General features: G+C 70.3%; 15 protein-coding genes. 8 read left to right on the top strand and 7 right to left on the bottom strand.

Going from position 1 to position 12,265, the window contains the following annotated elements; all coding sequences use genetic code 11:
* The first annotated feature begins 5 nt into the window (after positions 1-5).
* Positions 6-653 (top strand): TetR/AcrR family transcriptional regulator, encoded by a 648-nt coding sequence (locus tag QM809_RS08460; protein ID WP_415045344.1) that lies wholly within the window; start codon positions 6-8, stop codon positions 651-653.
* Positions 654-814: 161 nt separating this feature from the next.
* Here QM809_RS08460 and QM809_RS08455 read toward each other — a convergent pair whose 3' ends face one another.
* Both QM809_RS08455 and QM809_RS08450 read right to left on the bottom strand, forming a co-directional pair.
* The gene (locus QM809_RS08455; protein ID WP_415045343.1) at positions 815-1,048 is read right to left on the bottom strand and encodes a DUF3107 domain-containing protein; all 234 of its coding nucleotides are present in this window, start codon (positions 1,046-1,048) and stop codon (positions 815-817) included.
* Between the two features lie 36 nt (positions 1,049-1,084).
* Positions 1,085-1,744 (bottom strand): ferritin-like fold-containing protein, encoded by a 660-nt coding sequence (locus QM809_RS08450; RefSeq protein ID WP_415045342.1) that lies wholly within the window; start codon positions 1,742-1,744, stop codon positions 1,085-1,087.
* Between the two features lie 201 nt (positions 1,745-1,945).
* Between QM809_RS08450 and QM809_RS08445 the strand changes: the two genes are divergently transcribed.
* Positions 1,946-3,595, top strand: a complete 1,650-nt coding sequence (locus tag QM809_RS08445; RefSeq protein WP_415045341.1) for a DEAD/DEAH box helicase — start codon at positions 1,946-1,948, stop codon at positions 3,593-3,595.
* A 19-nt stretch (positions 3,596-3,614) separates the two neighbouring features.
* Positions 3,615-4,877, top strand: coding sequence for a hypothetical protein (locus tag QM809_RS08440; protein WP_415045340.1), 1,263 nt, complete (start codon positions 3,615-3,617; stop codon positions 4,875-4,877).
* Positions 4,878-4,892: 15 nt separating this feature from the next.
* Here the strand turns inward: QM809_RS08440 and QM809_RS08435 are convergent, their stop codons facing one another.
* On the bottom strand, positions 4,893-5,687 hold the full coding sequence (locus QM809_RS08435) for a ParA family protein (protein WP_415045339.1): 795 nt from the start codon (positions 5,685-5,687) through the stop codon (positions 4,893-4,895).
* 36 nt (positions 5,688-5,723) lie between these two features.
* Positions 5,724-6,149, bottom strand: a complete 426-nt coding sequence (locus tag QM809_RS08430) for a hypothetical protein (protein WP_415045338.1) — start codon at positions 6,147-6,149, stop codon at positions 5,724-5,726.
* 66 nt (positions 6,150-6,215) lie between these two features.
* On the opposite strand from QM809_RS08430, the gene QM809_RS08425 reads away from it, so the two are divergent.
* Both QM809_RS08425 and QM809_RS08420 read left to right on the top strand, forming a co-directional pair.
* Entirely contained in the window at positions 6,216-7,178 is a 963-nt protein-coding gene (locus QM809_RS08425) for a diacylglycerol/lipid kinase family protein (protein ID WP_415045337.1), read from the top strand.
* A gap of 276 nt (positions 7,179-7,454) precedes the next feature.
* Positions 7,455-7,709: a WhiB family transcriptional regulator gene (locus QM809_RS08420; RefSeq protein ID WP_105943145.1), complete on the top strand. Its 255-nt coding sequence runs from the start codon at positions 7,455-7,457 to the stop codon at positions 7,707-7,709.
* Positions 7,710-7,836: 127 nt separating this feature from the next.
* Here QM809_RS08420 and QM809_RS08415 read toward each other — a convergent pair whose 3' ends face one another.
* A complete protein-coding gene (locus QM809_RS08415; RefSeq protein WP_415045336.1) occupies positions 7,837-9,417 on the bottom strand; it encodes a sensor histidine kinase in 1,581 nt (526 codons plus the stop codon).
* 130 nt (positions 9,418-9,547) lie between these two features.
* Between QM809_RS08415 and QM809_RS08410 the strand changes: the two genes are divergently transcribed.
* Positions 9,548-9,622, top strand: a complete 75-nt coding sequence (locus QM809_RS08410) for a 50S ribosomal protein bL37 (RefSeq protein ID WP_407646286.1) — start codon at positions 9,548-9,550, stop codon at positions 9,620-9,622.
* A gap of 88 nt (positions 9,623-9,710) precedes the next feature.
* Here the strand turns inward: QM809_RS08410 and rsrA are convergent, their stop codons facing one another.
* Together rsrA and QM809_RS08400 are read right to left on the bottom strand one after the other, a co-directional pair.
* Positions 9,711-10,010, bottom strand: coding sequence for a mycothiol system anti-sigma-R factor (gene rsrA, locus QM809_RS08405; RefSeq protein ID WP_415045335.1), 300 nt, complete (start codon positions 10,008-10,010; stop codon positions 9,711-9,713).
* Positions 10,007-10,759, bottom strand: a complete 753-nt coding sequence (locus tag QM809_RS08400) for a sigma-70 family RNA polymerase sigma factor (protein WP_415047039.1) — start codon at positions 10,757-10,759, stop codon at positions 10,007-10,009. The genes rsrA and QM809_RS08400 overlap by 4 nt, the downstream gene beginning before the upstream one ends.
* 159 nt (positions 10,760-10,918) lie before the next feature.
* Here QM809_RS08400 and QM809_RS08395 point away from each other — a divergent pair, with 159 nt between their 5' ends.
* Both QM809_RS08395 and QM809_RS08390 read left to right on the top strand, forming a co-directional pair.
* Complete coding sequence (locus tag QM809_RS08395) at positions 10,919-11,650, top strand: SOS response-associated peptidase (RefSeq protein WP_415045334.1); 732 nt, start codon at positions 10,919-10,921, stop codon at positions 11,648-11,650.
* Positions 11,647-12,189 (top strand): DUF5313 family protein, encoded by a 543-nt coding sequence (locus QM809_RS08390; protein ID WP_415045333.1) that lies wholly within the window; start codon positions 11,647-11,649, stop codon positions 12,187-12,189. The genes QM809_RS08395 and QM809_RS08390 overlap by 4 nt, the downstream gene beginning before the upstream one ends.
* Positions 12,190-12,265 lie beyond the last annotated feature (76 nt).

Here is a 12,265-nt window from a genome sequence, read left to right as displayed (position 1 = left end):
ATTCCATGCCGACCGCTGATTCTGTGACTCCCACCGGAGTCGACGCCCATTCGACCAACCGGACCAATACGCGCCTGCCTCGCAGTGCACGACGTCGCCAGTTGCTCGATGCGGCCAGCGAGATCTTCGTCGAACGCGGTTACCACTCGGCGGGCATGGACGAGATCGCCGCGGCCGCCGGGGTCAGCAAGCCGGTGCTCTATCAGCATTTCCCGTCGAAACTCGACCTCTACATCGCCGTCGTCGACAATCACGCCGAGAAGCTGGTGTCCGACGTCAACCGCGCCCTGCTGACCACCACCGACAACAGACAGCGGGTACGCGCGGCGGTCGGCGCGTTCTTCGACTTCATCGACGAGGACAACTCCGGTTATCGGCTCATCTTCTCCTCCGACGCCAAGGACCCCGCCGTGATCCGGCGGGTGGAGGGCGCCACCGAGGCCTGTGTCGACGCCGTGTACGGCCTGGTGATGACCGACTCCGGCCTGGACCCCTACCGTTCGCGCATGCTCGCCGCAGGTCTGGTCGGCGCCAGCCAGGTGAACGCGCGCTACTGGCTCGAGGCCAACCGCCCGATCGCGAAGGCCGAGGCGGTCGAGACCACCGTCGCACTGCTGTGGTCGGGCCTGTCGGGCGTGCCCCGCACCGGATAGTCGTCCCCTCGCCCCGATCCACACGCGAGCGCAGCGAGTCTGCACGTCGAAGGGTCCCGCGCGGGACGACGAAGCAGGTTCGAAGACATGAAGAAGCGGTCCGCCCCGGAGGGCGGACCGCTTCTCGTCGTCGTGACGGTGTCGTGTTCGGAGACTGTCGCTCAGGCGGCGCCGAAGCCGACGCGGCGGCTCTCGGTGGTGCCGACCTCCACGTAGGCGATCTTGGCGGCCGGGACCAGGATCCGGTGGCCCTTCTCGTCGGTCAGCTCCACGACGCCCGCCCCGGAAGCGAGGGCGTCCGCGACCGTCTTGTGGATGGCGTCCGCGTCGTCCTTGGACGTCAGCGACAACTCGCGGGCGGTGTTTTCGATGCCGATCTTGACCTCAACGCTCATGTCTGAAGATCCTACTCGGATCCGGGTGCGTCGGATCTAGGCGAGCGCGAGGTCGGCCATGCGCTGGGCGTGACGCTCGGCCATGTTGTCGAAGAAGACCGCGGCACCGGTCAGCGCACCGGCGCGCGCGAAGAGCAGATCGGTCACCTCCTCGTCCTCGGCGAGCACCCACTGCATGTGCGTGATCGCCTCGCCGAGCAGTCGCCTGCCCCAGAGCGCGAGCGGCGCGGCGATCGCCGGGTCGGCGGCCACCGCGGCCCGGACCTCGTCGCGGGCCCAGTCCGACGACGTGGTGTGCCCCAGCACCTCGTGGAACACCTCGCGGGCCTCCTCCGGAAGCACCTCCACCATCTCGGCGGAGAAGTCGGCCACCATGCCGTCGCCGATGTACAGCTTCACCAGCACCTCGAGCCAGTCGGACGGTTCGGTGACGCGGTGGTACTCGTCGAAGACGGCGAGGTGCTCGTCGACGGCCTTCTCGACCGATCCGCCGGCCGCCTCCACCCGTTCGGCGAGCACCTGGAAGTGGTCGATCTCCGACCCCATCATCGTCATCATCGCCACCCGGTCACGGGTCGTCGGGGCCATCTCCGACTCGTCGATCACCCGGCGCACGGCGGCGTACTCGCCGGCCAGGAAGATCTCATAAAGCTTGGTCACTGCGGAGTTTTCCGGGGCTGCGGAAGTATTCGGCATGAGGGCCAGCCTAGGCGGGCGGGTACACTGTGACCAGACGTAGGCCGCAGCGGGACCGTGATGTCCCCTGTGCCCGTCCCACTTGAGCGCGCACCGACTCACCGCTCACGCCGGCGATCCCGCCGCGCAGACCCTGCGCCGGAGATTCCCGTGGAGCCTGATGTGTGCGTGCACGACGCACACGAGAGGCAACTGAAAAGCATGAGCACCGACAATCCCGTCGACCCGACCCAGGACGAGCGGATCCAGACCACCATCGTCGAAGAGGACCACGTCGCCCCGACCTTCGCCGAGCTCGGCGTGGACGACGCCATCGTCGCGGCGCTGACCGCCGACGGCAAGACCCACACCTTCGCCATCCAGGAGCTGACCCTGCCGCTGGCGCTGGCCGGCAGCGATCTGATCGGCCAGGCCCGCACCGGCATGGGCAAGACCTACGGTTTCGGCATCCCGCTGCTGCACCGCCTGGTGCACGCCGAGGAGCTGGGCCTGCGCCCGCTCGACGGCACCCCGCGCGCCCTGGTCATCGTCCCGACCCGCGAACTGTGCATCCAGGTCTTCGAGGACCTGCAGGTCGCGTCGAAGGGCGTCGAGGTCACCGTGGACGACGCCGCCCGCGACCTCAAGCTGACCGCCATCTACGGCGGCCGCCCCTACGACTCGCAGATCGCCGAGCTGCAGGCCGGCGTCGACGTGGTGGTCGGCACCCCGGGCCGTCTCCTCGATCTCGCCCAGCAGGGCCACCTGGTGCTCGGCAAGGTGCAGGTCCTGGTCCTCGACGAGGCCGACGAGATGCTCGACCTGGGCTTCCTCCCGGACATCGAGCGCATCATGAACGCGCTGCCCACCCCGCGGCAGACCATGCTGTTCTCGGCGACGATGCCGGGCCCGATCGTCACCCTGGCCCGCACCTTCCTCACCCAGCCGACGCACATCCGCGCCGAGCAGGCCAACGACTCCGCCGTGCACGAGCGCACCACCCAGTACGTCTACCGCGCCCACGCCCTCGACAAGGCCGAGCTGGTGGCCCGCATCCTGCAGGCCGACGGCCGGGGCGCGACGATGATCTTCACCCGCACCAAGCGCACCGCGCAGAAGGTCGCCGACGATCTCGGCGAGCGCGGCTTCAAGGTGGGCGCCGTCCACGGCGACCTCGGTCAGGTGGCCCGGGAGAAGGCGCTCGGCCGGTTCCGCGACGGCACCGTCGACGTGCTGGTGGCCACCGACGTGGCCGCCCGCGGCATCGACATCGACGACGTCACGCACGTGATCAACTACCAGTGCCCGGAGGACGACAAGACCTACGTGCACCGGATCGGCCGCACCGGCCGCGCCGGCCGCACCGGCATCGCGATCACCTTCGTCGACTGGGACGAGCTGCACCGCTGGGAGCTGATCGACAAGGCCCTCGGCCTGGGCAAGCCCGAACCCGTCGAGACCTACTCCACCTCCGCGCACCTGGCCGACGACCTGAGCGTCCCGGCCGAGGCGACCGGCCGGATCGGCAAGCCCGCCGGCGGCGACTCCGCCGAGCGCCGCCAGGCCCGTCAGGAGCGCGAGGCCCGCAGCGACCGTCCGAAGCGGACGCGTCGTCGTACCCGGGGCGGCAAGGCCTCCGATGCCCCCGCGACGACCGGCGTGGAGAAGGCCGACGCCGACACGGATCAGCCCGCCGCCGAGCAGACCGCGGATCGGGCCGCAGGCGAGTCCGCCGCGGCCGAGAAGCCCGCCGGCTCGGGCTCCACCCGGCCGCGTCGCCGCCGTCGTCGTCGTTCCGGTGCCGGCTCGGGTGACAAGCCCGCCGCGGCCGCCGCGGGCGAGTCCGCCGCAGCCGCTCCGGCCGCCGACTGACACCCGGCCCCGAATCTCCGTGGCCCGTATCGCTCCGGAACGCCGTACCCGCCTCGATCTGGTGATCACGGCGGTCGTCGTCGTGGCCGTGCTGATCGTCGCCCTGGTGCTGTGGCTGACCAGCCCGGCCCGCAACACCGACCTGTCCACGGCCTCCTCCGACCCGGAGGCGCCGCTGCCCACCGAAAGCCTTCCCGACGCTTTCGTCGAGCTCTGGCGGGCGCCGTCACCGGCCACCGAGGTGCCGTCCGTCGGTCGCGCGACGATCATGACCGGTGACGGCGGGACGGTGCGCGGACTCGATCCGGAGACCGGTGCGGAACTGTGGCATTACCGCCGCGATCTGCCGCTGTGCGCGGCGGTCGCGGCCTGGCCCGGCGGCGAGAACAGCGCCCTGGCGGTGTATCGGACCGGCCGCGGCTGCAGCGACGTGACCGCGCTGGACGCCGACACCGGCCGGCGCCGGGCCAACCGGACCGGCGACGCGGATGCCGAGATCACCCTCTCCTACGACCGCACGTTCGCACTGGCCGCCGGAGAAACCCGGCTGGAGACCTGGGGCACCAACCTGGTCCGCGGCATCGAGTACGGCCGGGTGGACGCACCGGTCAACCCGGGTGTCGCTCCGACGCGCTCCGCCTGCGTGCTGTTCTCCGCGGCGTCCGGCGGCGACCGGGTCGCGGTGATCGAACGCTGCGCCCGCGACGCCGGCTACCGGCTCTCGGTGTTCTCGGCCACGCTCGACAACGACGAGAAGATCCGCGAATGGGGCTCGAAGCTGATCACCGAGTCCACCACCGGGCCGGCGCCCGTCGTCGTCTCGACCACCGGCTCCACCGTCGCCGTGTACGACGGCGGGGCCGACCCCGGCTCGTCGCGCAGGGAGCCGACCATCCGGATCTTCGACACCGGCGCGCAGCAGAGTTCCGTGCACACGGTGGCCGGTGACGTCGGGGCGCCCGCGGGCAGCCGACCGCTCACCAGCAGCAACCTGACCACCTACTGGACCGGGAAGTCGACGGTGGTCCTGGATGCGGTGACCGGTTCCCCGACGGTGCAGATCACCGACACCATCGGCCCGGGAGAGGTGGCGAGCGCGCTCCTGATCCCGGTCGTCGGCGCGATCAGCGTCCGCGATCCGGCGACCGGTCATGAACTGCGGCGGATCCCCGTCGACCGCGGCGGATACACCGGCATGGTCTCCCTGCGGACGCTGGGCCCGTACGTGGTCGAGCAGCGCGGCGACGAGATCGTGGTGCTCGGGCCGCCGCGGGTCGGCTGAGCCGCACGCGGGGCGTCAGACCACCGTCAACTCGAAGGTCCGCAGCGGCTCGCCCTTCCAGTGGTTCCACAGGTTCTCGGCGAGTTCGCGGTAGGCCGTGGCGCCCTTGTTCTTGCGGCCGCGCATCACCGATGCTCCCGACGCCGAGGCCTCGGCGAACCGGACGGTGCGCGGGATCGGCGGGTCCAGCACCGGAAGCCCGTAGCGGTCGGCGACGTCGGAGAGCACGTCCCGACTGTGCGTGGTGCGGGCGTCAAACAGGGTCGCCACCGCGCCGAGCGTCTTCAGCTCCGGATTCGTGATCTGCTGCACCTCGGTGACGGTGCGCAGCAGCTGTCCGAGTCCGCGATGGGCGAGCGTCTCGCACTGCAGCGGCACCACCACCTCGTCGGCGGCGGTGAGCCCGTTGAGGGTGAGCACGCCGAGCGACGGCGGGCAGTCGATCAGGATCACGTCGAAGTCCTCGGCGACCTCGGCCAGCGCCCGCTTGAGCGCGTACTCGCGGCCCGGCCGCATCAGGAGCAGCGCCTCGGCGCCGGCCAGGTCGATGGTCGCCGGCAGCAGGGTCACGCCGTCCTCGGTGGCCAGCAGCACGTCGGCGATGTCCTGGGCGCCCAGCAGGACGTCGTGCACCGACTTGTCGAGGGAGTCGGGGTCGTGCCCCAGCGAGAACGTCAGGCACCCCTGCGGATCCAGGTCGACGACGAGGACCCGGACGTCCTTGTCGGCCAGGGCCGCGCCGAGGGACGCGGTCGAGGTGGTCTTGGCCACCCCGCCCTTCTGATTGGCGATGGCGAGCGTGCGCGTCATGGGCCTCAGCCTAATGCGTCGCCGATGCCGGTCGGCTCAGGCGTCCGGCGGGAGATCGTCGCCCGCCAGATACCGCATGGACCGCGGCGCGAACGTGAGGCCGAGCGTCACCAGGACGACGACCATGAGCGGCGCCCCGATCAGCGGCTGATCGCTGTCGGTGAGCAACGACCACGCGACGGGCAGCAGCAGGATGTTGGCCAGCGCCACGATCGCGCGACCCCATCGTCGTCCCGTGTAGAGCGCGATGCCGCCGGCCAGCACGCCGCCGCCGATCAGCGTGAACCACAGCGCGGTGCCGTATCCGCTGATGTAGGACTCGCGGAACCCGGTCATCGCGTGGATCACCAGGTACACCGCGATGCCCAGGCCGATCAGGCCTTCCAGTGCGGCCAGAGCGCCGGCGCCCCGCAGGGTCGGCGGGATGACGTGGGCGGTCGAGTCGGGTGCTGGGTCACTCACGTCTCCCAGCCTATGGGGCCGGGGTCCGGGAACCGAACCGGGTACTGCCCGGTAAGCTCGGGATCCGTGCGCGTCATGTTGGTCACCAATCCGTTTGCCACCTTCACCACCCCCGCCGGGCGGGACACGTTGGCCAACACGCTCAGTGCGCGGTACGACGTCGACGTGGAGCACACCACCCACCGCGGGCACGCGGGTGAACTCGGCGCCCGGGCTGCGGCGCAGGGGTACGACGCCGTGGTGGTGCACGGCGGCGACGGCACGGTGAACGAGGTGGTGAACGGCATCCTCGGCGCGCCCGACCGCCCCGACTCCGTCGATCCGGCGAGGCTCCCCGCGCTCGGCGTGATCCCCGGCGGCAGCGCGAACGTCTTCGCCCGGGCGCTCGGCATCGACCGCGACCCGATCGTCGCCACCGCCCAGCTGATCGCCCTGCTCGATCAGGGCAGCCGCCGCCCGATCAGTCTCGGCCACACCCTGAACCGCTGGTTCCTGTTCAACGCGGGCATGGGGATGGACGCCATCGTGGTGCGCCGCATGGAGGACAAGCGTCGCCGCGGCAAGAAGGCCACCGCGCAGCGCTACTTCTTCACCACGGTGAGCTCGTTCTTCTCGTCGTCGGTCAATCCGCCGGCCTTCACCGTCTCGGTCCCCGACCACGAGCCGATCGAGGGCGTGCGCTTCGGTTTCGTGAGCAACACCGGGCCGTGGACCTACTTCGGCACCCGTCCGATCTCGACCAATCCGGGCACCGACTTCGACCACGGACTCGGTGTGTTCGCCGCCACCAGCGTGGGTGTGCTCCGCAACATCATGCTCGGATCCCAGCTCCTCACCGGGTCGGACGACCCGAAGGCCGCGCATCTCTTCCGCCGCGACGACGTCGACTGGGTCCGGTTCACCGGATCTGAACCGGCCGATGTTCAGATGGACGGCGACTACCTGGGGAAACATGCGCAGATGGAGTTCGGCTGCCGCCGCGACGTGCTGCACGTCGCCGCCGCGAAGAAGGCTCCGGAAGCCGTCTGACCTGGTACGTCATCCGCCTGTTACCCGCCGGTAGGCACGAATTTCCACACTTGCCAACCCCTTGTGATCTATTCGGCAATCAGGAAATACCCCTAGCCAAAGTCGACGACACAGTAGTACAACGGTTACAGACAGCAAAACTCCCGCCCCCTGCAATGCCCTCAGGGCGCGTGTGCTAGGTCGAGGCACCTGCTGTTAACAGCCCGTAAGTACCCACGAGCTCCACCGTGTCATGCCCGTGACACGCCTGGAGTCATGCCCGAAGGAGATAGTGAAATGGACTGGCGTCACAAGGCCATCTGTCGCGATGAGGATCCGGAACTGTTCTTCCCGGTCGGGACCAGCGGTCCGGCCATCGCCCAGGTCGCCGATGCCAAGCTGGTCTGCCAGCGCTGCCCGGTGACCGCCGAATGCCTGACCTGGGCGCTCGAGACCGGCCAGGACGCAGGCGTCTGGGGCGGCATGAGCGAAGACGAGCGTCGCGCGCTCAAGCGCCGGAACGCCCGCACCCGCGCACGCAGCAGCGTCTAGCACGCACTCCGTCCGGATCGCTCCGGACTCGAAGCCCGGCCGTTCTCTTCACGGCCGGGCTTCTTCGTGTTCCGGGCCCCCACGGAGACGACACCCGAGGGGACGACGTCTTCCGGGGACGACGACCTCAGTGCAGCGGGATCTGCAGTTCCACCACGGTGCCCCCGTCGTCGCCGGGGGTGATGTCGATGGTGCCGCCCAGGTCGTTGTTCACCAGGGTCCGCACGATCTGCAGGCCGAGGCGGTTCGACGCCGCGAGATCGAATCCAGCCGGCACCCCCGCGCCGTTGTCGGTCACACGCACGGTGAGTCCGCGCAGGTCCCGCTCGCCGTCGACGACGATCTGCGCCCCGTCCCGCAGCCGCGTCCGGGAAGCGGTGTCGCCGGGGTCCTCGGCGAATCCGTGCTCGATCGAGTTCTGCACCACCTCGGTGAGCACCTGGACCAGCGGCATCGCGAGGTCCGCGGGCAGCACGCCGAGGCGGCTGCCGCGCCGCACGGAGACCGACTCCGAGCCCTGACCGGGCGCACCGACGTCGACCAGGGTCGGGATCAGGCGGTCGACGACGGCATCCAGATCCACCTCCTCGTCGACGCTGCCCGACAGCATCTCGTGCACCAGCGCGATGGACGAGACCCGGCGCACGGCTTCGGTGAGCGCGGTGATGGTCTCCGGGTTGCCCGAGCGCCGGGCCTGGAGGCGGAGCAGCGCCGAAACGCTCTGCAGATTGTTCTTCACCCGGTGATGGATCTCCCGGATGGTGGCGTCCTTGCTGATCAGCGCCAGATCGCGGCGCTTCACCTCGGTGACGTCGCGGATCAGCAGGACCGCACCGCGGGTCTGCCCGCCGCTGCGCAGCGGCACCACGCGGACCAGCACGCTCGCCCGTTTCGCGTCCAGTTCCATACGGAGCGGCATGTCGGCCGTGGGCAGGCCGTTCTCGCCGATCCGGGACCCCGATCCCGACCGGCCCTCGGTGCCGATGCAGGCCGCGTCCAGCATGGTCGAGACGTCGGCCGCGTCGAACGGGTCGGTCAGCAGTTCCGCGAACGCGTCGGCCAGGCGGGCGTGCCCCAGTTCGGCCTTCCAGCCCATGCGATGCACCGCCGACACCGCGTTCGGGCTGGCGTAGACCACTCGGCCGTCGCCGTCGAGACGGATGAAGCCGTCACCGGCCCGCGGGGTCGACAGCCCGAGCGTGTTGGCCTCGTCGAGCGGGAACGTCCCCTCCAGCACCATCTGACGCAGCGCGCCCGCGGCATCGCGGTACGCCGACTCCAGCGGCGACGGCGGCAGCGTCCCGGTCACGACGCCGGCCAGACCGAGCACGGCGATCACCTCGTCGCCGTACCGGACCGGGACGGCGATCCGCTCGATCAGGACGCCGCCGTGGCGGCGCGGGACGTCGTCGCGCTCGATGCATCCGCGGGTGTACGCCCGCGCCACCAGCGGGTTCCCGCCGTAGGGGGTGGCGGTCGAATCCACCGCGTGCCCCACCTCGTCGTGCTGGAACAGCGTCGAGGTGGTGTTCGGCCGCACCTGCGCCACGTAGACCAGCCGTCCGTCTTCGCCCCGGACCGCCATCACGTAGTCGGCGAACGAGAGGTCGGCGAGCAGCTGCCACTCGGCCACCAGCCGCTGCAGGTGCTGCGCCGCGGCGTCCGACAGGTCGGTGTGCTCGGCCAGCAGGTCGTGAAGGGTCGCCATGCGCTCAGGCTCCGCGGGCCGCGCGAGGAGAGGTCATGGGCTCATCGTATGGCACCGCGATTAACGCCGATCTGCAGGCGCATGCGAGAATGGTCGATGAACTTTTGCCTAGACAACAAGGAGGTCCGTCATGGGTAAGCGCGGACGCAAGAAGCGCGCACGGAAGAAGAACAAGGCGAACCACGGCAAGCGCCCCAACGCCTGAGTTCTTCCCGCGAGAACGCACGAAGGCCCGGCCCCGATCGAATCGGGGCCGGGCCTTCGTCGTCCGCGGTGTCTCCGGCCGGGGCCGGTCAGTCGGGTTCGACCCGGTAGGCGGTCTGCCGCACGACGACGGTGCGCCGGATCTCCACGCGGAGCCGTTCGCGCAGGCCCTGCGGCGCCTCTTCGCAGCACTTGCGGGCCAGCAGCGCCTTGAGCTCCCGCTGCACCGAGTAGTGCTCCAGGCACGACGCGCAGGTCTCCAGGTGTCCTCGCAGCCGGTCGGCGGCGCCGACGTCGCACTCGTCGTCGAGCAGCAGGAAGATGTCGGCGAGCACCGCCGAACAGTCGAGTTCCTCGAAGGTCCCGCGATCGTCGGCCGTCTCGCTCATCGCGCCGCCCCCGTCGTCTTCGACGCCGTCTCGGCGGCGCCGCGGCCGATGCCGCGGTCGCGGGCCACGTCGGCGAGCAGTTCCCGCAGTTGCCGACGGCCGCGGTGCAGGCGCGACATCACCGTGCCGATGGGAGTGTCCATGATCTCGGCGATCTCCTTGTACGGAAGTCCCTCGACGTCGGCGTAGTACACCGCCATCCGGCGATCCTCGGGCAGCTTGCTGAGCGCGTCCTTGATCTCGCTGTCGGGCAGGGCGTCGAGCGCCTCCACCTCCGCCGAACGCAGCCCGGACGAGGTGTGCTCGGCGCTCGCGGCGAGCTGCCAGTCGGTGATCTCGTCGGTCGGATACTGCGCGGGCTGCCGCTGCTTCTTCCGGTACGAGTTGATGTACGTGTTGGTCAGGATGCGGTACATCCAGGCCTTGAGGTTGGTGCCCTCCTTGAACGAGGAGAACGCCGTGAAGGCCTTGACGTAGGTCTCCTGCACCAGGTCCTCGGCGTCGGCGGGGTTGCGCGTCATGCGCAGCGCACCGCCGTAGAGCTGGTCGAGCAGGGGCAGCGCGTCGCGCTCGAAGCGCTCGGTCAACTGTTCCGGGGTCTCCTGTTCCGGAGTCTCCTCAGGAGCGGGCTCCGGGACCGCCTCGGGCGGTGAATCGGCTGTCGGCACCGTGGTCCCTTCGTGAGAATCCGGCCGGTGCGCGGTGGTGTCGTCGAGCTCCGTCGAGGTGCTCCCGCCATCGGCGCGGATATGCTCCACCAAGCATAGCGAGTCACGCAGTGGCTGCTCAGCGGTGGTTCCGGGGGCTGCGGTCACGAGGGTTCCGTCCTTGCCGTCGACGAGTATGACGCCTTCTGCAACACCGCGGCCGGGCGATCTGTTCCGGCCGTATCGTGCGAGAATCGAAGCATGTGCGGACGATATGCGGTGACGACGGATCCGGCGACGCTCGCCGCCGAGATCGGAGCCCGCGACGAGGTCCCCGAATCCGTCGCCCTCGGACCGAATTACAACGTGGCGCCCAGCACGACGGTGATGGTCGTCGTCGACCGGCACGACGACGGTGACCCCGCCCTCCCCCTCGCCCGCCGCGTCCGGGCCGTGCGCTGGGGTCTGATCCCGCCGTGGTCCACCGATCCCGACCGGGGACCGCTGCTGTTCAACGCCCGCGCCGAGACCGCCGCCGAGAAGCCCGCGTTCCGGGCGTCGGCCAGGAACAAGCGCTGCCTGGTCCCGATGGACGGCTGGTACGAGTGGCGCCGCGACCCCGAGGCCGGCACCCCGTCGAAACCCGCCAAGATCCCCTACTACATGTCCCCGAAGGACGGTTCGCGGCTGTATGCGGCCGGACTGTGGTCGGCCTGGCGCCCCGCCGCGGGCGACGACTCCGCCTGGATCTCCTCGGCCGCGATCCTCACCACCGACGCGGTGGGCGGACTCGCTGCGATCCACGACCGCATGCCGCTCATCATGCCCGCCGAGCACTGGCAGGACTGGCTCGATCCGGATCGGCCGGTGGATCCCGGGCTGCTGACCCCGCCGGACGGCGTCCTCGTCGACGCCATCGAGATCCGCGAGGTGGTGCCGCTGGTGAACCGGGTGTCCAACAACGGCCCGGAGCTGTGGGAGGCGGCGTCATGACCGCGCACGACGACGCCGCATCGCCGGCCCTCGCATCGCCCGACCTCGCATCGTCCGACCTCGCATCGCCCGCCGACGGGCCCCGCCCCGGTCCGCTGCACCGGCTCGGTTACCTCCTGGGCCGCCCGCTCCCCGACTCGATGCGCGCCTGGGTGACCCGCGACATCACCGGCCCGGGCAACGTGCGGCGCTACATGCTGCGCGGCTTCGTGCCGTTCGTCCCGATCATGGTGGGTCTCTGCTTCATCCCCGCCCCCTGGTGGGTTCGCATCGGCATGACCCTGCTGCTGGCGATCCCGCTGATCTACTTCCAGATCGCGCTGAAGGACGTCTACCGCAGGCACCTGCTGCGCAACAACGGACTCGACCCGGCGCTCGCCGACAAGGTGAAGGTGGTGCGGCTCTCCGCGGAGAACGCCGCCTACGAGCGACTGCACCGCCCGTCGGCGCCGACGGTCCCGGTCGGCGACGGCGGGGTGCCGGACGCGGCGCCGCGCGAGATCGAGGGCGTCGTCGTCGACCGGCCCGACGAACGGTGACACGAGGCCCCGCCGCCGACTGAGCCGCGTGCGGAACGCAGTGACGAGGCTCCCGCCGGCTGAGCCGCGTGCAGAA

Source organism: Gordonia sp. (in: high G+C Gram-positive bacteria) (assembly GCF_047600385.1).
GTDB lineage: Bacteria > Actinomycetota > Actinomycetes > Mycobacteriales > Mycobacteriaceae > Gordonia.
This window is presented reverse-complemented; position numbering and strand designations above follow the sequence as displayed.